Origin of the sequence: Kitasatospora sp. NBC_01300 (assembly GCF_041435235.1) — a bacterium.
In the GTDB taxonomy this organism is placed as follows: domain Bacteria; phylum Actinomycetota; class Actinomycetes; order Streptomycetales; family Streptomycetaceae; genus Kitasatospora.
In genome coordinates, this window is the sequence record NZ_CP108408.1 from 6,256,201 (window position 1) to 6,279,134 (window position 22,934).

The window sequence follows — 22,934 nt, forward strand, 5'->3', positions numbered from 1 at the left end:
TACTGGCGCGATTAGCGGGGCTCGGACGCCGGTCGTCGGGGAACCCTCTCGGCAGTACGGCAAGGCGGCGCGCAAGGCGGCGCAAGGCAGTGCGCACAGCAGCATGCAGAGCAGCACCAGAGCGATACCGCGGCTTCACCCGGGCGCATCAGGGCAGCATCAGGGCAGCGCCAGGGCAGTACGAGAGCAGTCGAGCACAGCACGAGCACGGCGTCGTCGGCGCGCCAGGAGGCGCGGCACGAGCGGGCGCCACGGTACGGCAGCGCGAAGATCATCGCCCCACCCTCACGAGGAGGCCGCATGGCATCCAGCAGCAAGCGCCCCCGCTCCGGCACGTCCGGTGCCCCCGCGGCGGACGAGGCCGTCCCGCACGTGCGGGTGGCGGTGATCGGCTCCGGCTTCGGCGGTCTCGGCGCCGCGGTCCGGCTGCGCCGCGCCGGGATCACCGACTTCGTCGTCCTGGAGCGCGCGGACTCGGTCGGCGGCACCTGGCGCGACAACAGCTACCCCGGCTGCGCCTGTGACGTGCCCTCGCACCTCTACTCCTTCTCCTTCGCGCCCAACCCCGCGTGGCCGCGCAGCTTCTCCGGCCAGCCGGACATCCGCGCCTACCTGGAGAAGGTCGCCAGCGTCTTCGGCCTCCGCCCGCACCTTCGGTTCAACACCGAGGTCCTGGAAGCGCGTTGGGAGGCCGAGCAGGTCCGCTGGCGGATCACCACCTCGGCCGGCCAGTGGACCGCGGACGCGGTGGTCTCCGCCGCCGGACCACTGGCCGACCCGCAGATCCCCGACCTGCCGGGGCTCGGCGCCTTCCCCGGCAAGGTGTTCCACTCCTCCCGCTGGGACCACGACTACGACCTGACCGGCAAGCGGGTCGCGATCGTCGGCACCGGAGCCTCCGCCGCCCAGATCATCCCGTCGATCCAGCCGAAGGTCGGCAGGCTGACGGTCTTCCAGCGCACGCCCGCCTGGGTCCTGCCGCGCCGGGACCGCGAGATCAGCCAGCTGGAGAAGTGGCTGCACGACCGCGTGCCGGTCACCGGGAAGATCCGCCGCGGCACCCTGTTCGCCCTCCGCGAGCTCCAGGTGGACGCCTTCGTGCGCCGCCCGGGCATGCTGCGCGTGGTCCAGCAACTCGCCGAACGCCACCTCGCCCAGGGCGTTCCCGACCCGGCCCTGCGCGCCAAGCTCACCCCGGACTACCGGATCGGCTGCAAGCGCATCCTGCTCAGCAACACCTACTATCCGGCGCTCGCCGCGGCCAACACCGAGGTCGTCGCCTCCGGCCTGCGCGAACTGCGCGGCTCCACCCTGGTCGCCGCCGACGGCAGCGAGCACGAGGTCGACGCCATCGTCTTCGGCACCGGCTTCCACGTCACCGACATGCCCATCGGGGCCCGGGTGTTCGGCGCCGACGGCACAAGCCTGGCGGAGGAGTGGAAGGACGGCATGGAGGCGCTGCGCGGCTCGGCCGTGCACGGCTTCCCGAACCTGTTCTTCGTGATCGGCCCCAACACCGGCCTCGGCAACAGCTCGATGATCCTGATGATCGAGTCCCAACTGAACTACCTGATCGACGCGTTGACCACGCTCAAGTCGATCGGTGCCACCGCGATGCAGCCCACCGCCCGGGCCCAGCGGCAGTGGAACCTCGAACTCCAGCACCGGATGGACCGCACCGTCTGGACCACCGGCGGCTGCCGCAGCTGGTACCTGGATCCGAACGGCAAGAACACCGTGCTGTGGCCCGGCTCCACCACCGCGTTCCGCCGCGCCACCCGCAAGGTCGACCTCGGCGAGTACGAACTGATCATGCGCGCCGGCCAGGACGCCGCCCGTACCGCGCAGGAGGTGTCCGCATGAGCGCCGCCGAGCTGCCCGCCGAGTACGTCCCGCCCGTGCCCGTCGAGGAGTTGGGCATCCGATCGGCGGACGGGATCCGGCTGCACGTCGAGGTCCACGGCCGGCCCGGGGCGCCGACCGTCGTACTCGCCCACGGCTGGACCTGCTCAACCGCCTTCTGGGCTCCGGTGATTCGCCAACTCGCCGACCGTTACCGCGTGGTGGCCTACGACCAGCGGGGCCACGGGCACAGCGAGATCCCGCCGAGCCGGGTCCGCTACTCCACCCGGGCGCTGGCCGAGGACCTCTCCGCCGTCCTCGCCCGGACCGTCCCGGCGGGGGAGAAGGCCGTGCTCGCCGGGCACAGCATGGGCGGGATGACCATCATGGCCGCCGGTGGCCGCCCCGAGATCGCCGAGCGGACCGCCGCCGCCGTCCTGGTCTCCACCGGGCCGGGGGAGTTGGTGGCCGAACTCACCGTGCTGCCCGAGGCGGTGCGTTCCCCGGGGCTGCGCCGCCTCCTGAACCGCCTGCTGCTGCGCTCCCGGCTGCCGCTCGGGCCGGTCTCGCCGGTCAGCCGGGTCGCGCTCAAGTACGCGACCATGGGCCCGGGTTCGCCCGCCGGGCAGGTGGAGGCGACGGCCCGGATCGTGCACGCCTGCCCGACCGCCGTCCGCGCCAACTGGGCGGCCGTCCTCGACCGTCTGGACGTCCACGCCGGACTCGCCCGGCTCGCCGCACCGACCGCCGTCGTGGTCGGCACCGCGGACCGGCTGACCCCGCCGGTGCACGCGCACCGGATCGTCGCCGAACTCACCGACCCGCAGGGGCTGTTGCTGCTTCCGGGGGTCGGGCACATGGCGCCGCTGGAGCGGCCGGTCGAGGTCGCGGCCGAGATCCACCGCTTGGCCGCCGCGTACCTGTCCGCCGCGCCCGCCGCCGTCTCCGCCCCTACCTCCTCCGCCCCCGTTTCCGAGAGGACCGTCGCCGCATGAACGCCATCCCGCCGTTGTCCGCACAGGTCGTCGTCGTCACCGGGGCCGCCCGCGGGGTCGGGGCTTCGCTCGCTCGCACGCTCGCCCGGCGCGGGGCCAAGGTCGCCCTCCTGGGGCTGGAGCCGGACGAGCTCAAGGCCGTCGCGGCGCAGTGCGGCGCGGCCGCGACCAGCTGGGAGGTGGACGTCACCGACCTCGACGCGCTCGGCGACGCCGCCCGTCGGATCAAGGAGCACTACGGCCGGATCGACACCGTGGTCGCCAACGCCGGCATCGCCATCGGCGGGCCGGTGGCGGACAGCGATCACCGGGCGTTCAGCCGGGTGATCGAGGTCAACCTGCTCGGCAGCGTCGCCACGGCCAGGGCCTTCCTGCCCGCGCTCGCCGAGAGCCGGGGCTACCTGCTGCAGATCGCCTCGCTCGCCGCGCTCACTCCCGCGCCGCTGATGAGCGCGTACTGCGCCAGCAAGTCCGGGGTGGAGGCCTTCGCCCACTCGCTCCGCGCCGAGGTCGCCTACCAGGGGGTCAAGGTCGGTGTGGGATACCTGAGTTGGACCGACACCGACATGGTGCGCGGCGCCGACGAGGACGCCGTGCTCAAGCAGATGCGGACCAGGCTGCCGTGGCCGGCCAACAAGACCTACCCGCTGGAGCCCGCAGTGGAGCGGATCGTCGCCGGCATCGCCCGGAGGTCCGCCCACGTCTACGCGCAGGCCTGGCTGCGTGGCATGCAGCCGGTCCGCTGGCTGCTGCCGAGCCTGATCGCGGCGGTCGGCTCCCGGGACGTCGCCCGGATCGCGCCCCAGCTCGCCGCCACCGCCGCCTCCCGGTTGCGCGCCGTCGGCGCCGGCGGAGCTGCGGACACGGCGGTGCGGGGCGGCCGGACCGGCGCCGTCGACTGACCGTCGTCGACTGACCGTCGTCGACTGGCGGGCGCCGACTGACAACTGACGGCTGACAGATTTCAACTGACGGATAACAGATAACAGATTTCAACAGCTGTTATCTGTTATCCGTCAGTTGTTCGGCCGCTTGGCCGCTTCGCTGCCTGACTGCCCGGCCGCCCGTCACTCCGTCCACTCCTCCGCCGTCCCCCGCGCGATCCGCGCCAGCGTCTCCAGCGCTCGCGTCAGCACGGGCAGCGGCGGCGAGGCCAGGGCGACCCGGACGGCGGACGGGGAACGCCGGGGGTCGGCGGCGAACGCCGCCGCGGGTGTGACGGCGATGCTCGCCCGCGCCGCCGCCGCGACGAACGTCTCCGCCCGCCAGGACGCCGGCAGCTCCCACCACAGGTAGTACGAGCAGGGGTCGGCCCGGACGCGCTGCCCCGCCAGCACCTCGCGCGCCAACAGCTGGCGCGCGACGGCGTCGGCGCGCTTGGCCGCCGCGACCTCGGCCACGGTGCCGTCCCCGATCCAGCGCACGGCCGCCTCCAGGGCGAACCCGCTGGGTGTCCAGCCACCCGAGCGCAGTGCGCCCGCGATCCGCTCGCGCAGCGCGGCGGGGACGACCGCGAACCCGGTGGTCAGCCCGGGCGCGAGCCGCTTGGAGAGGCTGTCCACGAGGACGGTGCGTTCCGGTGCGAGGTCGGCGAGGGCGGTCAGCACCGGGCGGAGAAAGGACCAGATCGCGTCCTCGACGACCGGCAGGTCGAGGCGGCGCAGCTCCTCGGCGAGGGCGGCCGTCCGCTCGTACGGCAGGCTCCCGCCGAGCGGGTTCTGCAGCCTCGGCTGGACGTAGACGGCGCGCAGCGGCGCGGCCCGGTGGGCAGTGGCCACGGCGTCGGGCAGCAGCCCGTGCTCGTCGACGGCCAGTGGCACGAGTGTGATGCCCAGCCGCTGGGCGACGGCCTTGACCACCGGGTAGGTCAGCGCCTCCACCCCCAGCCGGTGGCCGGGCGGCACCAGCGCGGACAGTGCCGCGGCGACGGCCTGCCGTCCGTTGCCCGCGAACAGCAACTCCTCCCCGGCGATCTCCGGGGCGACCTCCCGATCCCCGCCCGACCGATCCCCGCCCGACAGGTCCCCGCCCGTCCGGGCACCGTCCATCCGGCCACCGCCCGACCGGCGTTCGTCCGACAACAGTGCCGCGAACGCCTGCCGGGCCGCGCCCGTCCCGGCCGCGCCCACCGGTGCGAGCGCGGCACCCAGCGCGTCCGCCCGGAGCAGCGGCGCCATTCCGGCGGCCAGCAGTTCGGCCTGCTCGGGGACGGCGGGGTAGTTGAGTTCCAGGTCCACCGGCGCGTCGGCCGGTTCGGCGAGCGCCACCTGCCCGCCGGTTGTCCCGCCGCCGGCCCCCTGCCCGGCCCGGACGAAGGTGCCGCGCCCGACCTCCCCGGTGGTCAGTCCACGCCGGGCCAGTTCCCGGTAGACGCGCCCCGCCGTGGAGTTGGCGATGCCCCGGCTGCGGGCGAAGGCGCGCTGGGTGGGCAGTTGCCGGCCCGGCCGCAGCCGCCCGTCGGTGATGGCGCCGGCGATCTCGTCGGCGATCCGGCGGTAGTCGTCCATCGGGGGACCCCTCCACACGAGTTGACGGCATTGCACGGCACCGCACCAGCATTGCACCGAGTGCAAAGTCATCATTGCATCGAGATCGACGCCGGGCCTAGCCTCCTCGCATGGAAGCACTGACCCCCACCGATCCCGCCGCATCCGCCCTGTCCGCCGTGGGCGGGCACGCCGTACTCGGGGTCGCCACCGTGGCGCTCGGGATGGTGCTGACACCGGGGCCCAACATGATCTACCTGGTCTCCCGGTCGATCGCCCAGGGCCGCCGCGCCGGGCTGCTGTCGCTGACCGGGGTCGCGGCCGGTTTCCTGGTCTACCTGGCCGCGGTGACGGCGGGCGTGGCCGCCGTGTTCTCGGTGGTGCCCGCCCTCTACACCGCGATCAAGCTGGCCGGCGCCGGCTACCTGCTGTGGCTGGCCTGGAAGGCCGTCCGTCCGGGCGGTACGGCGGTGTTCGCCCCGCAGCAGCTGCCGCCGGACCCGCCGCGCCGACTGTTCGCCATGGGCTTCCTGACCTGCCTGCTCAACCCCAAGATCGCCATCATGTACATCTCGCTGCTGCCCCAGTTCGTGGCGCCCGAGCGCGGTCACGTCGCGGTGCAGAGCCTGGTGCTGGGGCTGACCCAGATCGTGGTGGCGGTCACCGTCAACGGGCTGATCGCGGTGAGCGCGGGAGGCATCGCGTCCTTCCTCGACCGGCGTCCCGCCTGGCTGCGGATCCAGCGCTACGCGATGGGGACGGTCCTCGGCGGCCTCGCCGTCCACATCGCCGCCGACCGCGCCAAAGCCGTGGCAGCCTAGGCCCGCAGCGCCGCAATGCCGCAGCGTGGCAGTGCCACACCCCCAGGCCGGGTCCTAAGCCGCCCGCAGCACCTCGTACGCCGCCTGGAGGAACCGCCCGTCCAGCGACGGCCCGGTGTTGGCCAGGGCCGCCACCGCGGCCGACGTCTGGGGCGAGAACCCGACGAAGGCGGTGAACCCCCGGGTCGCCCCGGCGTGGAAGTACAGGTCGCGCCCGCCCGGGCGGCGGTGGTTCCACACCAGGCACAGCTGGTCCGTCGAGCGCGGCAGCCGCAGCCGCGGCCGTTGGACCTCGCGCAGCGCGGACGCCAACTCGCCGTGGCCACCTTCGAGATGCGCCCTCAGGTAGCGCAACAGGTCGGCCCCGCTCGCCCGGAGCGCGCCGGCCCCCGGCAGTCCGGGGATGTGCCACGGCGGCAGTTCCTGCCCGCGCCGGTACCCGACCGCCCGCCCCGGCGGGTCCGCCGTACAGGTGGTGGCACCGAGGCCCAGCGGTCGGAGGACCCGTTCGGCGAGCAGTTCCCCGTAGGGCGAGCCGCCCGTCTCGGCGAGCGCCCGGCCGAGCAGCGCGACGCCGTAGTTGGAGTACCGGTACCGGCTTCCGGGCCTGCACCGTACGGTGGTTCGGGCCACCCCGGCCCTCAACTGCTCGTCCCCGAACGCGACGTACGGGTTGGTGAACCAGGTCGGCACGGCGCGCGCGGCCAGTCCGGGCGGCAGCCGGGGCAGGCCCGAGGTGTGGGTGGCCAGGTGCAGCAGTCGGATCGGCTCGGGGGAGCGGACGGTCACCGGGCGCCAGCAGTCCGGCAGGTGGCGTTCCACCGTGTCGTCCAGGGAGAGGTCTCCGCGCGCGGCCATCTGGGCCAGCAGCAGCGCGGTGAAGGTCTTGCTGACCGAACCGAGTTCGAAGACGGTGTCCGGCGAGCACGCGGCCGTCCGCCCGTGCCCGAGCCGCCCGTGGCAGTGCACCTCCTGGGTGTGCCCGCGCGCGACGGCGACCGTGACGGCGCTGGCGTACGGCCCGGCCGCGCGCACCACCTCCGCGACGGCCGGACCCAGCCCGTTCACGCGACCGCCGTGGTGGCCCCGAGCGCCCGGGCGAGCGTGATGCCACCGGCCACCACCGCGACGACGGCGGTGTGCTGGTGGTCCTGGAACGCCCGCTCGCGGTCCTCGTCGACCGGGTCGGTGTCGCGCGGCAGCAGGCCGTCCTCGTGCTGGACGGCGGCCAGCGCGTCCCAGCCCTGCCGCCCGGTGGCCGGCTCACCGATGCACGCGTCGACCACGAGGAGTTCGGCGGCGAGGTCCCACTGGCCGATCTCCAGCCAGATGTCGAGCCAGGCCGGCAGCCAGTCGCGCACGTGCTCGCGCATCGGCTCCGGCAGGCCGTCCGGGCGGGCGCCCCAGTCCGTGAGGTGGAAGACGGTGTGGGTGATGTCGTAGCCGGTCATCCAGTTGACGGCCCACGGCTCGGGCGTGGCGCCCAGCCAGGTGCCGGCGGCGAGTGCGGCCCAGTCCGGCTGGTGGGCGAGCCCGATGACCCGCCGGGCGTTGGCGACCCCCAGGCGCCGGTTGGGGTGGATCTCCTCGGCGTGCGCGGCCCGCAACCGGCTGAGCGAGTCGAGCAGTTCCTCCAGCGCCGGGTGGCGGTAGCCGGCCCGGGCGAAGTGGGCGTAGGTCTCCAGCGGGTCGGTCATGGTGAAGTGGCGCAGCTGCCGCTCGTACAGCAGGTCGCCCTCGCGCAGTTGCGCCCAGGCGTGGTCGAGCAGCTCGCGTGCGGTGCGGGCCTCGGTGGGCCCGGTGACGCCGTCGCGCAGGATCAGCGAAGCGGCCAACGCGATCTCGCCGAGCGGTTTGTAGGCGTCGTCGGGGTCGGAGAGGTCGACCACGGTGTTGTCCGGGATCCGGCCGAGGCCGTCGGCGTGGGAGGCGTGCAGCCAGGCCAGCGCGCGGGAGGCGAGCCGCTGCGCGGTGGCGAGGACGTGGGTGTCGGTCATCGGACCCGGCTCCGTCGGTCGGCCGGCGGACGGGAGGAGCGGTCGAGCAGCCGACCGGCGACGGCCAGTTCGAGTCCGGTGCGGGCGCTGCCGTTACCGGCCAGCCGGATGCGCTCCAGGACGGGTTCGACCTCCAGTCGCAGCGGCCGGCCCTCGGCACCGGCCCAGGCGAGCCAGCGGGCGAGCCGGGCGGCGGTGGGGAGGTCGCGGCGCAGCATGGAGCGGACGGTGCCGCGGGCGAGGGCCAGGGTGTGCGCGCGGGCGGTGTCGTGCACCGGGCCGTCGAGCCCGGGCAGTGCCAGGACGGACAGCTGCGCCATCCGCACCGACCAGGTCTGCCAGCCGACGGCCTCCGGGCCCGGAGGCGGCACGGGCGGCGGGGCACCGGTTCCGTACGGCGTGCGGGCGAGCACCTGCCCGGCCGCCCAGTCCTGCCATGCGATCACCAGCGCGGCGTCGACCGGGGCCGTTGCCGCGTCCGGTGCCGGGTTTGGTGCCGGAAAGGCCTGCCGCGCCTGGGCCAGCAGTTCGGCGGTGGGCCCGTCGGGCGCGGCCCCGGCGAGTAGTTGCGGGGCGAAGAGGTCCGCGCCGAGCACCCGCAGTGCGGCCAGGGTCGGGCGCGGTACGGCGCCGTCCGGGTCCGCGAGCGCGGCTGCGCCCCCGTCGCCCCGGAGGGCGTCGAGGGTCCGGCGCGCCACCCGTTCGACGGCCGCGGCGTACTCGTCGCGCAGTGGCGTCTCGGCGAAGGGCATCGGTGCTGTTCCTCCTGGTCGGGGAGCCCCCGGCGGGCGGCCTCGCGGGCAGGGCTCACGGCGCGGGTTCGCGCGGACGGGCTCACGGGCACGGGCTCACGAGTCTCGTCAGGCCCGCCGAGGAGCCGGGGAAGGGGCGGGCCGGTCCACATCGGTGGACCGGCCTCGCGATCGGGTCGCCCGGCTGCCGGGTCGGTGATCGGGTCGCCCGGTTGCTAGCGGGTCGACTTCTCCTTCGGTGGCTTCGGCGACAGCAACAGCGCCAGCAGCAGGAGTCCGAGGGCTTCGGGCGAGTACGTGGGCGCGTCGGACACGACGGCCTCGTCCTCCACCATCAGGCTCGCGAGTGTGTCCGTCTCGGCGCGCGTCGCGGCCGGCGTGGTCGTGGTCTCGTGGGTCCGGGAGTGAGTAAGCATCAGAAGTGCCTCCTCAGTTGAGCGTCACCGCCCGGTCGGGCGATGCCCCCGTCCGAACGGTACGGGCGCGGTCCGGTACCTGCATCCGCAGATGGCCGGGCCGGGATAGTCCATTCGGAGTGGGCGCGGCCGCGGTGAGTCGGTACCGTCGGTGGCATGACCACAGCCTTGATCACCGGCGCGACCGCCGGCATCGGAGCCGCGTTCGCGCGTCGGCTCGCCCGCAGCGGCTACCAGCTCGTCCTGGTGGCCCGGGACACCGGGCGCCTGGAGCGTGCGAGCGCCGACCTGCACGCCGAGCACGGAGTCGAGGTGGAGGTGCTGACCGCCGACCTCGCCACCGACGAGGGCATCGCGGCCGTCGAGGCCCGGCTCGCCGACTCCGCCCGCCCGGTGGACCTGCTCGTCAACAACGCCGGTTTCGGCAACAAGGGCGCGTTCGGGACCGTCCCGCTCCAGGACGAGCTGGACATGCTGAAGGTGCACATCGAGGCGATCCTGCGGCTGACCACGGCGGCCCTGCCGGGGATGCGCGAGCGCGGTCGCGGCGCGGTCGTGAACGTCGCCTCGGTGGCGGCGTTCCTGCCGCGCGGCACGTACGGGGCGAGCAAGGCGTGGGTGGTGAGCTTCACCCAGGGCGTGCTGCGCGACCTCGGCGGTACCGGGGTGCGGATGATGGCGCTCTGCCCGGGCTTCACCCGCACCGAGTTCCACCAGCGGGCCGGCATGGGCACCGGCAACATCCCGGCCTGGTCCTGGCTCTCGGCCGAGCGGGTGGTGGCGGAGGCGATGCGCGACCTGGCCCGGGGCCGCTCGTTGTCCGTGCCGGGCAAGCGCTACAAGGCGGTGGTGGCCCTCGCCCGCCTGCTGCCCTCCGGCCGGCTGGGCGGCCTGTCCTCGAAGGCGGCGCGCAGCTACCGGACGAACTGACGCGGTCGGGGCGGTCGGGGCGGTCTGGCGGCCGGGCGGTCCGAGGGGCGGTCGCCGTGGGAATAGATCCAGCCTCACTATTAGCTAGTCTAACTATGAGCTATTCTCGCTATGCTGGCGGCCGTCCGACCGCCCCACCCACGGAGGTTTGCCCTTGAGACCCACCGCCATCAACTGGACCCCGCCCGAACGCGCCCAGGGCGAGCCCCGCCCGCCGGCCCAGTGGCGGCGCATCCTCGCCCTCTTCCGCCCGTACACGGGCCGCCTCACCGTCGTCGGGCTGCTGGTGGCCGCCTCCGCCGTGGTGTCGGTGGTCTCGCCGTTCCTGCTCAAGGCGGTCCTGGACACCGCGATCCCGCAGGGCCGCACCGGGCTGCTCAGTCTGCTCGCGTTCGGCATGGTTCTCGCGGCCGTGGTGAACAGCGTCTTCAACGTCCTGCAGACGCTGATCTCCACCACCGTCGGCCAGCGCGTCATGCACGACCTGCGCACCGCCGTCTACAGCCACCTGCAACGGCAGTCGCTGGCGTTCTTCACCCGCACCCGCACCGGCGAGGTGCAGTCCAGGATCGCCAACGACATCGGCGGCATGCAGTCCACCGTGACGTCCACCGCGACCAGCCTGGTCTCCAACTTCACCGCGGTGATCGCCTCCGTGGTCGCCATGGTCGCGCTCGACTGGCGGCTCACCGTCGTCTCGCTGCTGCTGCTCCCGGTGTTCGTCTGGATCAGCCGGCGGGTCGGCAACGAGCGCAAGAAGATCACCACCGAGCGGCAGAAGCAGCTGGCCGCGATGAGTTCGGCGGTCCAGGAGTCGCTGTCGGTCAGCGGCATCCTGCTCGGCCGCACGATGGGCCGCTCCGACTCGCTCGCCCGTGAGTTCACCGGGCAGTCCGACCAGTTGGCCGACCTCGAAGTGCGGTCCAGCATGGCCGGGCGCTGGCGGATGAACACCATCCAGATCGTCATGGCCGCGATGCCCGCGGTCATCTACTGGGCGGCGGGGCTGTCCGCGGCGGGCGGCGCGCCGATCGTCTCGGTCGGCACCCTGGTCGCCTTCGTCACCCTCCAGCAGGGCCTGTTCCGCCCGACCGTCAGCCTGCTCTCCACCGGCGTGGACGTGCAGACCTCGCTCGCGCTCTTCCAGCGCATCTTCGAGTACCTCGACCTGCCGGTGGAGATCGCCGAGCCGCCGAAGCCGCGGAACCTGACCGACATCCGCGGCGAGGTCCGCTTCGAGGGCGTCGACTTCCGCTACGACCCCGCGCAGGAGCGGCCGACGCTCTCCGGGGTCGAACTCAAGGTCCCGGCCGGGAGCTCGCTGGCCGTGGTCGGTGAGACGGGCTCCGGCAAGACCACGCTCAGCTACCTCGTCCCGCGGCTGTACGACGTCACCGGCGGCCGGGTCACCATCGACGGCGTGGACGTGCGCGAACTGTCCTTCGACACGCTGGCCCGCGCGGTCGGCGTGGTCTCCCAGGAGACCTACCTCTTCCACGCCTCGGTCGCCGAGAACCTGCGCTTCGCCAAACCGGAGGCCACCGACGCCGAACTGGTCGAAGCCGCCCGGGCCGCGCAGGTCCACGAGACCATCGCCGCCCTGCCGGACGGCTACGACACCCTGGTCGGCGAGCGCGGCTACCGCTTCTCCGGCGGCGAGAAGCAGCGCCTCGCGCTCGCCCGGACGATCCTGCGCAACCCGCCGGTGCTGATCCTCGACGAGGCCACCAGCGCGCTCGACAACCGCACCGAACAGGCCGTCCAGCAGGCCGTGGACACCCTGGCCGCCGGCCGCACCACCATCACCATCGCGCACCGGCTCTCCACCGTCCGGGCCGCCGACCAGATCGCCGTCCTCGACCACGGAGAGGTGGTCGAACTCGGCACCCACGAGGAACTGGTGGAGCTGGACGGCCGCTATGCGGCACTGCTGCGCCGGGAGGCGCCGGAGCCGGCCGCCGTCGTACCGGAGGCGGCCGCGCTCGGACACGTGTGAGCGGCCGACCGGGTGCGGCGCGACGTGATGAGGCGAGGTGTGACGTAGCGAGGCGTGATGTGGCGGGGTGTGGCGGGGTGTGATGCGGCGCGGCGCGCGGCCGGGGCCTACGCGGCCTTCGGCGCCTCGTTGTAGCTCTCCGCGACCTCCTGGCCGGAGAGCCGCTGGATGGCCGCCATCACCTCGTCGGTCACCTGCCGACGGGCCTTCAGCGAGCGGGCCTGCCCGTGCAGCTCGTCGAAGTGCAGCGGCTCGCCGAAGCGGACGGTCACCTTCTTGATCCGCGGCATCCGCTTGCCGACCGGCAGGATCTGCTCCGGCCCCTCCAGCGCCACCGGCACCACCGGTACGCCCGCGGTCAGCGCCAGCCAGGCGACGCCCGTCTTGCCCCGGTAGAGCCGGCCGTCCAGCGACCGGGTGCCCTCGGGGTAGATGCCGAAGGCCTTGCCGTCCTCCAGGATCTCCAGCGCCGACTCCAGCGAGGCCTGAGCGGAACGGTAGGTGCCGCGCTCGACCGGCACCGCGCCGATCGCCTCGAAGAAGTCCTTGGACAGCCGGCCCTTGAGCCCCGTTCCGGTGAAGTACTCGGCCTTGGCGAGGAAGTGGACCCGGCGCGGGGCGGTGAGCGGGATCACCACGCTGTCGATGAAGGACAGGTGGTTGCTGGCCAGGATGACCCCGCCCTTGCGCGGCACGTTCTCGATGCCCTCGATGGTCGGCCGCCAGATGCCGCGTGAGACGGGTTTCAGCACCAGCCTGGTGGCGAGATCGAGCATGGTCCCTCCCTGGACGAACGATCGCCCGGGAGGAGCCCGGGCCTGCAATCAGATCCGCAGACTACGACAACCACCCCCGCGGCCGTCCACTCCCGGAGACCGTGGCGCGCACCACGGCCGGGTAGGGTACGCCCGTCCGAACAGAGCACAACCCCGCAGTACCAGGAGGGCACGATGGAGACCACCGAGGCGATCAAGGCCATGTTCGACCGTTTCGACAAGAACGGCGACGGCAAGATCACTCCGGCCGAATACGCGCTGGTCGCGAACGAGATGGGCGACCACGACGTGACGCTGTCGATGGCCGAGGCCCTGATCCACGCCATGGACACCCACCACCAGGGCTACCTGACCTTCGACGAGTTCCTGGCCGCCCGCCAGCGCTGAGCGTGCCGACGGGTCCGGTCGCCGTACCGGCGGCGCCGGGCCCGGTGCCACACGGCTCCTCAGAGCTCGTCAGAGCTCGTCAGGGTTCGTCAGGGCTCCGGGAGCGCCGCGGAACACCTCAGGACTCCACCGGGAACACCCGGCGCACCACCCGCTCCGCCGCCCCGCCGTCGTCCCACGGACAGAACCGCGCCCGGAAGCGCGCCCGAGCGGCCGGCTCCGGATCGCCCGCCAGCAGCGCCTTCGCCAGTCCGTCCGGGTCCACCGTGACGGCCCCCGGCGGCTGCTCGAACAGGTCGAAGTAGACGCCGCGCACCCGCTGGTACTCCTCCCAGTCCGGCGCGAAGATCACGACCGGCCGGTCCAGCACCGCGTAGTCGAACATCATCGACGAGTAGTCCGTCACCAGCGCGTCCGCCGCGAGGTAGAGGTCCTCCACGGTCGGGTGGGCCGAGACGTCGACGATCGCGGCCGAACCCTCGCCCGCCGCCAGGTCGCCCGGGCCGCCGGTGTGGAAGTAGTGCGTGCGCACCAGCAGGGTGAAGTCCGGGCCCAGCCGCCGGGCCAGCTCCCGGACGTCCAGCAGCGGCACGTAGCCGCCCTGGTCGCCGCGGTGGGTCGGGGCGTACAGCACGGCCGTGGTGTCCGGCCGCAGCCCGAACCGCTCGCGCATGGCCCGCACTTCGTCCGGTGTGGTGTTGGCCAGCCGGTCGTTGCGCGGGTAGCCGGTGTCCAGCATCTCGTACCGGCCGGGGAAGGCGCGGGTGAAGTGCTCGCTGGTGTGCGGGTTGGAGGAGACCAGGAAGTCCCAGCGGTCGACGGCCTCCTGGAGCCGGTCGAAGTCCATCCCCTCGGCGGCTTCGGGGCGTTCGCGCAGGTCCATGCCCATCGCCTTGAGCGGGGTGCCGTGTTGGGTCTGCACGTGCACGGTGCCCGCCCGCTTTGCCATCGTGCGCGGGAAGTTGACGTTGTTGACGAAGTACTTGGCGGTCGCCATCGCCTTGAGGTAGGCCGGGGTGTTGACGATCACGTACGGCACGCCGGGCGGCATGGCCGCGGCCTGCTTGCGGTTCTCCACCACCCACACGCCCCGGATCTGCGGCGCCAGCTCCCTGGCCTTCTCGTAGATCGCCGCCGGGCTGCACGCGTAACCCCGGTGCCAGTACGCCGCGTAGACCGCCAGGTGCTCGTCCAGCGGCAGCCGGCGGAAGGCGTTGTACGCGGTGAACCGGGCGCCGCTGCGCACGCCCTTCTTCACGGCCGGGGCCACCGCCCGTGCCCCGCGCTTGAGTTCGCGCGGCAGCTGCCCGGTGCGGCGCAGCTCCGCGTACGCGATCCGGGCGCCGCGCGCGGCCAGCCGGTACTGCACGCCGCGCACGCCGCCGGGGTAGCGGTAGCCGGTCGGGCGGTGCCGGGCGAAGTGCCGGGCGATCTGGCGGAAGAAGTCCTTGCGCCGGTCGACGGGGACCAGTCCGGGGGTGTCGTAGACGTTCAGCGCCTGCCGGACGGTCCGGTCGAAGACCAGGGTGCGCAGCGCGTCGGGGACGGGCCGGCCGGGGCGGTCCGGGCGGTCCAGGAAGGCGAAGATCGCGTCGTACTGGGCGAACACGTCGGCGTGCTTGGGGGAGGCGGTGGCGGTGATCGCGCCGTCCCGGCCGCGCCGGTAGAAGTAGCAGGGGCGGTCGAGGTAGCGCAGCCGCCCGGCGGCCAGCAGCGCGGGGTAGGTGACCGAGATGTCCTCGTAGTAGCCGCGTCCGAAGGAGACGCCGAGGCCCTCCAGGAAGGCGCGGCGGAACACCTTGTTCCAGACCGACATCACGGTCTGGAACAGCGCCGGGTGCTCGGCCAGCGTGCAGCCCTCGACCAGCGGGGAGTCGGCCAGCACGTGGCGCCAGGGGTTCGGCTCCGTCCCGCCGTCCGGGTAGACGTGGGTGAAGCCGGTGAGCAGGACGTCGGCGGGCGCCCCGGTCCCGCGCTCCCGCTCCTGCTCCCGCTCCAGTTCGTCCAGGATCGCGCCCACCGTCCGCTCGGGCAGCCAGTCGTCGCTGTCCACGAACCAGACGTACTCGCCGCGCACCTGCGCCAGGGCGGCGGTGCGGGCGCCGCCGAGGCCCTGGTTCTCGGTGAGGTGCAGGACCCGGAGCCGGGGGTCGCGGGCTGCGTAGGCGTCCAGGATCGCGCCGGAGCCGTCGGGGGAGAGGTCGTCGACCGCGATCACCTCGAAACGGGACTCCGTGGCGGGGGTGTCGCCGAGGATCGAGTCGAGGCAGCGCGGCAGGAACCGCTCCACGCCGTGGACCGGGAGCACGATGCTGAGGAGGAGGGGCACGCTGGCCGAGTCTACCGATCCACCGGGTGCGACCTGCGGGGACGTCCGGCCGGAGTGATCGGCCGAGGTGACCGGCCGGGCCGACCGGTCGCCGTGGAGCCGTGGCCACGGTCGCCCCCGGGCCCGGAACCGCCGGTGCCGGGCCCTGAACGGGGCGGCACCGGCAGCCTGGCGGCGGCCCGGCCGACCCTCTACGGCCGGCCGCCTTTCCGGGCACCTCGCGAGCCTGGCCACCGCAGCGTCGAGGCGGCCGGGCAGTGGCTCGCGGGAGCCGGAGTTCTTCATCACTCGAACACGCACCCGGGTGCGATTCGGGCGCGCACGTGTTCTCACAGATATTGCTTGGAGGATTGCCGGGAGTCAATCCCTCGAATGTGTTCACTTCATGAAGCCTGGAGGTGTCGACCGGTCGCTTTGTCGACGGCCCCGGCTGTCCCCTATATCCACCGCGGCATCCGCGTCGTGTCCACCGCCGCATCCCTCATGGCTCTCGGGCGGCCCGGCGGGACGCTCGGTGGACCGTCCGCAGGGACGGGTGCGGAGGCGGGTGCGGGGTCGCGTGCGCCCGGCGTGCGCCTCGTGGCCGTGCCCCGGGCCCGTGCCCCGGGTACTGCTGACAGATGGCCGGTCGTGCACCATCATTGATGCCTAGTCGTGATCGGCCTGGTGGCCCCTGGTGCATCGTCAGTTGACGCCGCACGGTACGGTGGCACAACACCAAGGACGGTTGCGCGAAGACCGTCCATCGCGGATAGTCTTCGCCTCACGGCCCTGGCGCCTCGTAGGGGTGGGAAAACTGATGGAACACATGCAAGTGCGGACTCGGCCCCGCGTGCCGGCGATCCAGTGCGGTGTCGGCACGACCGGCCGTCGGATCGACCGACACCTGGCCGTGCTCGGCGCGCCCGCGCTCCCGGCGGTGGACACCGCCGAGGCGCTCGGGTTGATAAGGGAGCTGACGCCGCGCGGTGCGGACGCCCCGACGGCCAAGCGTCGTCACGCGCGGATCTCGCTGCTGACGCCACTGCGCCGGCTGCGGCGAAGCCTCTTCGGCGGGCGCGGCTAGCGCCCGTCGGCTCGGGGCCCAGGGCTCCGCGGCCCGGGGCCTCCCGGGCCACCCGATGCGGATCGGGACCCCGACCCGGCGGACCACACGGACCGTCGGGTCTTCGGCGTACCCGGCTCCGGGGCCGCCCCGGCCGGGCCGATGTGGTCTAAACCTTTCACCCTAGTGCACCTAGCCGCCCCCGCAGGCGGAGTCGGCGAGGTGCTGCGCGGGGCCCGCCGAGGTGGGTCAGGATGGCGCCATGGCGGACAACATCCACTCCACCCACCAGGGCCTCTTCCAGACCACCACCATCGAGATCACCACCGGCAGCCGAGAGGTCGCGCTCGACATCACCGACCGCTGTGCCGCGTTCCTCACCGAACGGGCCGCCGGCCGCGACGGCCTGCTCAACGTCTTCGTCCCGCACGCCACCGCCGGGATCGCCGTCCTGGAGACCGGATCCGGCAGCGACGACGACTTCCTCGCCACCCTGCGCGAACTGCTCCCCGCCGACGACCGCTGGCGCCACCGGCACGGCAGCCTCGGCCACGGCCGGGACCACGTGGTGCCCGGCCTGGTCGCCCCGCACGCCACCCTGCCGGTGATCGGCGGCCAGCTGGCGCTCGGCATCTGGCAGTCCGTGGTGCTGATCGACACCAACGGTGACAATCCACGGCGGACCGTGCGGCTCTCCTTCTTCGGCTGATCCGGCTCCCTCGGCCGAGGCTCCTTCGGTCGGCATTCCCTTGGCCAGGACTTCTTCGGCCGACACTTCTTCGGCTGACTCGACGCCCTACTCGACGGCGGGGCCGGCCGGGCTCGCGGGCTCGGCCGGCCCCGCCGGCTCTTCCACGGCGACGGCGGCGGCCACCGCGGCCAGGTAGCGCTCGATCGCCAGGTACTGGCAGAGCAGCGCGACCGGCCGGCCCAGCCGCGCGTACCAGGCGGTCAGCCGGGAGAACGCCGACACCTCGAACCACACCTCGCCGGCGGCGTCCATGGACACCAGGAACGCCTCCTCGCCGCACTCCGGGTGCCCGGGGAGCGTGCCGTAGGCGAAGCCGATCCGGTCCGGCTCCTCGACCGTCCACACCACCCGGCACGGGATCACCAGTCGGGGCCACCGGCCGCCCGGCAGGCTCAGCCGCAGCAGCACCGTCGACCCCGGCTCGGCCGGCGCGTGCGGGTACACGGCGAAGCCGGTGCCCAGCTGGCTGCCCCAGCCGAGCACGTACCGCCCGGCCCGGGCCAGCACCTGCGGCCCGCGGCCCAGGTGCACCCGTCGGCGCAGGTGCGCGTAGCCGTCCGGCAGCGGACCGCCGCGGGTGGCGCCGACCTCGGGGTAGGAGGGCGCGGTGGCGCGGGCGGCGAGCAGGCGCCGCTGGAGGTCGGTGGCCATGCGGTCACCGTAGCCGGGCGTCGCGGGCCCGCCGCAGGCGGGTCGACCGGGGGGGCGGGGCGGGGCGGGGGCGGGGCGGCCCGGCGCTCGGGCCGGGCTCGGGTCGGGCTCGGGTCGGCGGCGCCTTGCGGCGGGGGCCGGGGGCGGAGTAGGAAGGCGGCATGAGCGACAGCGCGAGGAACGAGGACACGGCGGTCTGCGAGTTCGCCCCCGACGGCGGGGCGCAGGCGGCGCTGGTGCGCGATCCGGCGTCGACCGGGCCGCGGGCCGACTGCGTCCTGTGCGGGGAGCCGACCGAACTGCCCACCGACCACCCGGGCAGCACGCTCTGCCCGGTCTGCGCCTGGCAGCAGGCCCAGCGGGTGGCCTGTTCGGGCTGATGCGACGCAGCGCGCCCTAGCCGCAATGCCACCGGCTTGGTAGCGCCCGCAAGCCGGTGACCTGCGGCGATGCTGGGCCCAGAAGGCCCCGGAAGGCCGCCTCGAAACCGCTGGCAGTGTCCCTGAGCGGCCCCTAGGCGTCCTCCCGCCCGGCCAGGGCCAGGGTCGAGCCGCGTCGCCCCTTGCGGACCAGGAGCTGGGCGGGGATGCGGGTGCGCAGGTCGGCGACGTGGCTGACGATGCCGACCGCCCGGTCGCGTTCGCGCAGGCCGTCGAGGACGTCCATCACCTCCTCCAGGGACTGCTCGTCGAGCGTGCCGAAGCCCTCGTCGATGAACAGGGTGTCCAGCGGCATGCCGCCGGCCTCGTCGGTGACCACGTCGGCCAGGCCCAGGGCCAGGGCGAGGGAGGCGAAGAAGCTCTCGCCCCCGGAGAGCGTCGCGGTGTCCCGCTCGGTGCCCGTCCAGGCGTCGACCACCCGCAGGGCCAGGCCCGAGCGCTTGTTGCCGGTGCCCCGGTCGTCGCTGTGCACCAGGGTGTAGCGGCCGCCGGACATCCGGACCAGCCGGTCGCTGGCCGCCGCCGCGACCTGCTCCAGTCGGGCCGCCAGGACGTAGGACTCCAGGCGCATCCGGAGCCGGTTCTCGGTGGAGGTGCCGGCGGCCAGCGCCGCGAGCCGGTTGATCCGCCCGTACCGGGCCAGCGCCGGGGCCAACTCGGTGGCGAGGACGGCCAGTTGCCGACCGATCGAGGCCAGTGCCGCGCATCGTTCGGCGGCCGCCGAACGGGCGGCGTGCGCCCGGCCCAGCCGGTCGGTGGCGGCGCCGAGCGCGGCCGCGGCGGCGGACAGGTCGACCGGCGGACGGGCCGCGGCCGCGGCCAGATCGGGCAGCGCGAGTTCGTGCCGGACGGCGGCGGACTCGGTCCGGTGCCGCTCCAGTCGGGCCGCCAGCCGCTCGCGCTCCGCGCGGGGGAGCAGCACGGCCAAGGCCTCCTCGGGGCTCGGGAACCCCGCTGCGGCGGCGGCCTCGGCGAGCTCGCCCTCGGCGTCCCCGAGCCGGGACAGCGTCTGCGCGCAGGCCCGCGAGGCCTCGGCCACGGCGGCGACCCGCTCGACCAGCCGCTCCAGCGCGGCCGCCCGCGCGGCGACGGAGGTCGCGTCGCCCCGGGCCGCGGCCACCCGCGCGGCGAGTTCGTGCTGTTCGTGCTGGAGCGCCTGGAGCCGGTCGGTACGGACGGCGGCGCGCTCCCGGGCCTCGCGCAGCTCGGCGAGCCGACGGTCCTGGTCGGCCGACAAGCGGGCGATCTCCTGCTCGACCCGGCCGAGTGTCTCCGCCGAGTGCAGCGCCTCGCGGTGCTCGCGGTCCAGCTCGGCGAGGGCCCGCGCGAGCGCGTCGGCACCCTCCGGCCCGGCCGCTCCGGTGGCCGTCGCCTCGCGGACCCGCAGCGCGGTGAGGGCCTGGTCCGCTGCCGTCCAGGCCTGTTCGGCGACGGCCTGGGCCCGGCGGGCGCGCTTCTCGTCGTCGGCGCCGACCCGGCCGTCGGCGGTCTCGGCGGGTGCCGGGTGTTCAGGTGAGCCGCAAACCCGGCAGGCCTCGCCGGTGCGCAGTTGCTCGGCCAGTTCGGCGGCCATGCCCGCCAGCCGCCGCTCGCGCAGGCCGAGGCCGTACTCGCGGGCGTCCAGCGCGGCGGTGCGCAGGGCGGCGGCGCGCGGCTCGGCGGCGGCGATCTCGGCCCGCAGGCCGTCGCGCTCCCGGGCGGCGTCCAGGCGGGTGCTCAACTCGACCCGCCGGTCGTCGAGTTGCTCGACCAGCGCGCCCGCCGCCCGGGCCCGGGTCTGCTCCTCCTGGAGGCCGCCGAGCCGCTCGTCGTACTCGGCCAGCCAGTCCTCGGCCTCCTCGGCGAGCTCGTCGGCCCGCCGGCGTTCCTCGTCCAGGCTCCGCTGCTCGCGGGCGAGTTCGGCGCAGCGCCGCTCCTCCGCCCCGGCGGCCTCCAGCCGGACCAGCCCGGCTCGCAGGCCCCGTTCGGCCTCGGCCAGCTCGGCGGCCCCCGCTTCGGCCAGCGCCGGGCCCCCGGCGGCCGCGCTGCCCGCGCCACCGTCGCCGGCCAACACCTCGCCGGCCAGCATCTCGCGGTGCCGGCGCTCGGCCTCCCGGGCCCGCCGGTGCGCCTCGGCCGCGCCCTCGTGCAACCGCAGCGCGGACTCCACCCCGACGGCCGCCTGCGCCGCCGCCAGCCGCCGGCCGTCCCGGGCCGCCTCGGGCTCGAACGCGGCCAGCCGGTCGGCCTGGAGCAGCGCCTGCCGGTGGCGGTGCTGCCGCCCGGCCAGCTCCTCGGCGGCCGCGCGCTCGCCCTGGGCGGCGCGTTGCGCCTCCTCGGCGCCCGCCAGCGCCTCCCCGGCGACGGTGAACTGTTCGGCTGCGCCGCTGCGCAGGATCGCCGCCCAGCCGAGCACCCCGGCGGTCAGGTCGGCGGCGTCGTCCTCGGCCGGCACCCAGCCCTCGGCGGGCTCGGCGCCGGGGCCGGCCGCCTGCTCGGCCTTGCTGGCGAGATCCCGCAGACGGCGCCGGCCGGCTTGGACGGCGGCCTCCTGGACGCGCCGCTGCTCCGCGAGCCACCCCTCGACGTGCTGGAAGCGCTCGGTGTCGAACAGCCGCCGCAGCAGCTTGCCGCGCTCCTCCGAGTCGCCCTTGAGGAAGCGGGCGAAGTCGCCCTGCGGCAGCAGCACCACCTGGCAGAACTGCTCCCGGTTCATGCCGATCAGCCGGTGGATCTCCTCCGCGGCCTCCTGGTGCGACTTGCTCACCGCCCGCCAGCCGGGCGTGCCGTCCCCCGCGTCGGCGGCCCACTCGCGCAGCAGGGTCTGCGGCCGTTCGACGGTGGTGCCCGTGCCGACCTTCTTCGGCCGCCGCTGCTCCGGCAGCCGGGTGATCTGCAGCCGCCGCCCGCCGAGCGTCAGCTCCAGCCGGACCTCGGTCAGCCTGCGCGCCTCGGCGTGGTCGCTGCGCAGCCGGTTGGCCCGCCGGGTGCCGGGGACGTCGCCGTAGAGGGCGAAGCAGACCGCGTCCAGCACACTGCTCTTGCCCGCGCCGGTGGCGCCGCGCAGCAGGAACAGGCCGCCGGCGGCGAGCGCGTCGAAGTCGACGCTCTCGCTGCCCGCGAACGGGCCGAACGCGCTGACGGTGAGCCGGTGCAGCCTCATCGGGGCAGGTCCGCCTTCCGGTCGGTGGTCTCCCGGACGCTCTCGAACCCGGCGCGCAGCCAGCCCAGCTCGTCCGGCTCCGGCTCGGCACCCGGGCGCACGTGCCGCAGGAAGCCCTCCGCGATCTCCAGGTCGGCCCGGCCGCTGACCCGGGCGGCGTACGACCGGGAGGGCTCGGCCTCGCTCTCCTCGGGGTCGAAGAGCAGCTGGAGGGTGTGCGGGAAGCGGCGGCGCAGCTTCTCCATCGGTTCGCTCGGGCGGGCCGCGTCGGTGAGCGTCGCCTGCACCCAGGCCTGCTCGTACGGCGCGTACTCGTCCTTGGTGAGCAGCGCGTCGAGGCTGTCGCGCAGGGTGGCGAGCGGGCGCGGGCGCGGGCAGTCGACGCGCTCGGCGGCGACCGAGCCGTCGGCCGCGAGGTCGACCAGCCACATGGTCTTGCGCTGCTTCACCTCGGAGAAGGAGTAGGCGAGCGGCGAGCCGCTGTAGCGCAGGTGCGGGGCCAGGGTCTGGCAGCCGTGCAGGTGGCCGAGCGCGGCGTAGTGCACGCCGTCGAAGACGGAGGCGGGCACCGAGGCGACGCCGCCGACCGCGATGTCCCGCTCGCTGTCGCTCGCCGTGCCGCCGGTGACGAAGGCGTGCGCCAGCACCACCGCGCGGGTCCCGGTCGGGCGGGCCGCGAGATCGGCCCGGACCAGGTCCATCGCCGCGCCGAGCACCGCCGCGTGCCCGCCGCGCTCCAGCCCGAACCGCTCGCGCACCAGCGTCGGCTCCAGGTACGGCAGCCCGTAGACCGCCACCGGCCCGTGCTCGTCCGCCAGCAGCACGGGGGCGGCGCACTCGCCCGGGTCGGTCCGCAGGTGGATGCCGGCCCGGCCGATCAGCCCGGCGCCGACGCCGAGGCGGCGGGCCGAGTCGTGGTTGCCGCTGATGAACACCGTCGGCACGCCCAGCCCGGCCAGCCGATGCAGCACGTCGTCGAACAGGGCGACCGCGTCCAGGCCCGGCAGCGCCCGGTCGTACACGTCCCCGGCGACGAGCACGGCGTCCACGCGCTCGGCCCGGACCACGTCCACCAGGTGGTCCAGGAAGGCGCGCTGGGCGTCGTGCAGGCTCTCCCGGTGGAAGGAGCGGCCCAGATGCCAGTCGGAGGTATGCAGCAGTCGCATGGTTCCCGACCT

General features: G+C 74.4%; 20 protein-coding genes. 10 read left to right on the top strand and 10 right to left on the bottom strand.

Annotated features, from left to right (window positions below; genetic code table 11):
- Positions 1-300: 300 nt before the first annotated feature.
- From OG556_RS27405 to OG556_RS27415, 3 genes are read left to right on the top strand one after another with little or no spacing between them, the layout of a single operon-like run.
- A complete protein-coding gene (locus OG556_RS27405) occupies positions 301-1,863 on the top strand; it encodes a flavin-containing monooxygenase (protein WP_371520573.1) in 1,563 nt (520 codons plus the stop codon).
- Entirely contained in the window at positions 1,860-2,837 is a 978-nt protein-coding gene (locus OG556_RS27410) for an alpha/beta fold hydrolase (RefSeq protein WP_371520576.1), read from the top strand. Before OG556_RS27405 ends, OG556_RS27410 begins: the two co-directional genes overlap by 4 nt.
- The gene (locus tag OG556_RS27415) at positions 2,834-3,739 is read left to right on the top strand and encodes an SDR family oxidoreductase (protein WP_371520578.1); all 906 of its coding nucleotides are present in this window, start codon (positions 2,834-2,836) and stop codon (positions 3,737-3,739) included. The genes OG556_RS27410 and OG556_RS27415 overlap by 4 nt, the downstream gene beginning before the upstream one ends.
- Before the next feature lie 165 nt (positions 3,740-3,904).
- On the opposite strand, the gene OG556_RS27420 is transcribed toward OG556_RS27415, so the two are convergent.
- The gene (locus OG556_RS27420) at positions 3,905-5,344 is read right to left on the bottom strand and encodes a PLP-dependent aminotransferase family protein (RefSeq protein ID WP_371520581.1); all 1,440 of its coding nucleotides are present in this window, start codon (positions 5,342-5,344) and stop codon (positions 3,905-3,907) included.
- A gap of 203 nt (positions 5,345-5,547) precedes the next feature.
- Here OG556_RS27420 and OG556_RS27425 point away from each other — a divergent pair, with 203 nt between their 5' ends.
- Positions 5,548-6,144, top strand: a complete 597-nt coding sequence (locus OG556_RS27425) for a LysE family translocator (protein ID WP_371522926.1) — start codon at positions 5,548-5,550, stop codon at positions 6,142-6,144.
- Between the two features lie 54 nt (positions 6,145-6,198).
- On the opposite strand, the gene OG556_RS27430 is transcribed toward OG556_RS27425, so the two are convergent.
- From OG556_RS27430 to OG556_RS27445, 4 genes are all read right to left on the bottom strand, one after another.
- On the bottom strand, positions 6,199-7,212 hold the full coding sequence (locus OG556_RS27430; protein WP_371520583.1) for a serine hydrolase domain-containing protein: 1,014 nt from the start codon (positions 7,210-7,212) through the stop codon (positions 6,199-6,201).
- On the bottom strand, positions 7,209-8,141 hold the full coding sequence (locus OG556_RS27435; protein WP_371520585.1) for a hypothetical protein: 933 nt from the start codon (positions 8,139-8,141) through the stop codon (positions 7,209-7,211). Before OG556_RS27435 ends, OG556_RS27430 begins: the two co-directional genes overlap by 4 nt.
- Positions 8,138-8,893: a hypothetical protein gene (locus tag OG556_RS27440; protein WP_371520588.1), complete on the bottom strand. Its 756-nt coding sequence runs from the start codon at positions 8,891-8,893 to the stop codon at positions 8,138-8,140. Before OG556_RS27440 ends, OG556_RS27435 begins: the two co-directional genes overlap by 4 nt.
- Positions 8,894-9,108: 215 nt before the next feature.
- A complete protein-coding gene (locus tag OG556_RS27445) occupies positions 9,109-9,309 on the bottom strand; it encodes a hypothetical protein (protein ID WP_371520590.1) in 201 nt (66 codons plus the stop codon).
- Between the two features lie 156 nt (positions 9,310-9,465).
- On the opposite strand from OG556_RS27445, the gene OG556_RS27450 reads away from it, so the two are divergent.
- Positions 9,466-10,239, top strand: coding sequence for an SDR family NAD(P)-dependent oxidoreductase (locus OG556_RS27450; RefSeq protein WP_371520592.1), 774 nt, complete (start codon positions 9,466-9,468; stop codon positions 10,237-10,239).
- 154 nt (positions 10,240-10,393) lie between these two features.
- On the top strand, positions 10,394-12,235 hold the full coding sequence (locus tag OG556_RS27455) for an ABC transporter ATP-binding protein (protein ID WP_371520595.1): 1,842 nt from the start codon (positions 10,394-10,396) through the stop codon (positions 12,233-12,235).
- Between the two features lie 107 nt (positions 12,236-12,342).
- Here the strand turns inward: OG556_RS27455 and OG556_RS27460 are convergent, their stop codons facing one another.
- The gene (locus tag OG556_RS27460) at positions 12,343-13,011 is read right to left on the bottom strand and encodes a lysophospholipid acyltransferase family protein (RefSeq protein ID WP_371520597.1); all 669 of its coding nucleotides are present in this window, start codon (positions 13,009-13,011) and stop codon (positions 12,343-12,345) included.
- Between the two features lie 174 nt (positions 13,012-13,185).
- Between OG556_RS27460 and OG556_RS27465 the strand changes: the two genes are divergently transcribed.
- A complete protein-coding gene (locus OG556_RS27465) occupies positions 13,186-13,398 on the top strand; it encodes an EF-hand domain-containing protein (RefSeq protein ID WP_371520600.1) in 213 nt (70 codons plus the stop codon).
- A gap of 118 nt (positions 13,399-13,516) precedes the next feature.
- Here the strand turns inward: OG556_RS27465 and OG556_RS27470 are convergent, their stop codons facing one another.
- Positions 13,517-15,727, bottom strand: a complete 2,211-nt coding sequence (locus OG556_RS27470) for a CDP-glycerol glycerophosphotransferase family protein (RefSeq protein WP_371520604.1) — start codon at positions 15,725-15,727, stop codon at positions 13,517-13,519.
- Positions 15,728-16,526: 799 nt separating this feature from the next.
- Between OG556_RS27470 and OG556_RS27475 the strand changes: the two genes are divergently transcribed.
- Positions 16,527-16,793, top strand: a complete 267-nt coding sequence (locus OG556_RS27475; protein WP_063349971.1) for a hypothetical protein — start codon at positions 16,527-16,529, stop codon at positions 16,791-16,793.
- 241 nt (positions 16,794-17,034) lie between these two features.
- Positions 17,035-17,481 carry a YjbQ family protein gene (locus OG556_RS27480; RefSeq protein ID WP_371520608.1) on the top strand — a complete coding sequence of 149 codons (447 nt, stop codon included), beginning with the start codon at positions 17,035-17,037 and terminating at the stop codon, positions 17,479-17,481.
- A gap of 87 nt (positions 17,482-17,568) precedes the next feature.
- Here OG556_RS27480 and OG556_RS27485 read toward each other — a convergent pair whose 3' ends face one another.
- A complete protein-coding gene (locus OG556_RS27485) occupies positions 17,569-18,174 on the bottom strand; it encodes a DUF1990 family protein (protein ID WP_371520611.1) in 606 nt (201 codons plus the stop codon).
- A 161-nt stretch (positions 18,175-18,335) separates the two neighbouring features.
- Between OG556_RS27485 and OG556_RS27490 the strand changes: the two genes are divergently transcribed.
- Positions 18,336-18,554 (top strand): hypothetical protein, encoded by a 219-nt coding sequence (locus OG556_RS27490; RefSeq protein ID WP_371520614.1) that lies wholly within the window; start codon positions 18,336-18,338, stop codon positions 18,552-18,554.
- 133 nt (positions 18,555-18,687) lie between these two features.
- Here OG556_RS27490 and OG556_RS27495 read toward each other — a convergent pair whose 3' ends face one another.
- Positions 18,688-21,756, bottom strand: a complete 3,069-nt coding sequence (locus OG556_RS27495) for an AAA family ATPase (protein WP_371520617.1) — start codon at positions 21,754-21,756, stop codon at positions 18,688-18,690.
- Entirely contained in the window at positions 21,753-22,922 is a 1,170-nt protein-coding gene (locus OG556_RS27500) for an exonuclease SbcCD subunit D (RefSeq protein ID WP_371520619.1), read from the bottom strand. Before OG556_RS27500 ends, OG556_RS27495 begins: the two co-directional genes overlap by 4 nt.
- Between the last annotated feature and the right edge of the window lie 12 nt (positions 22,923-22,934).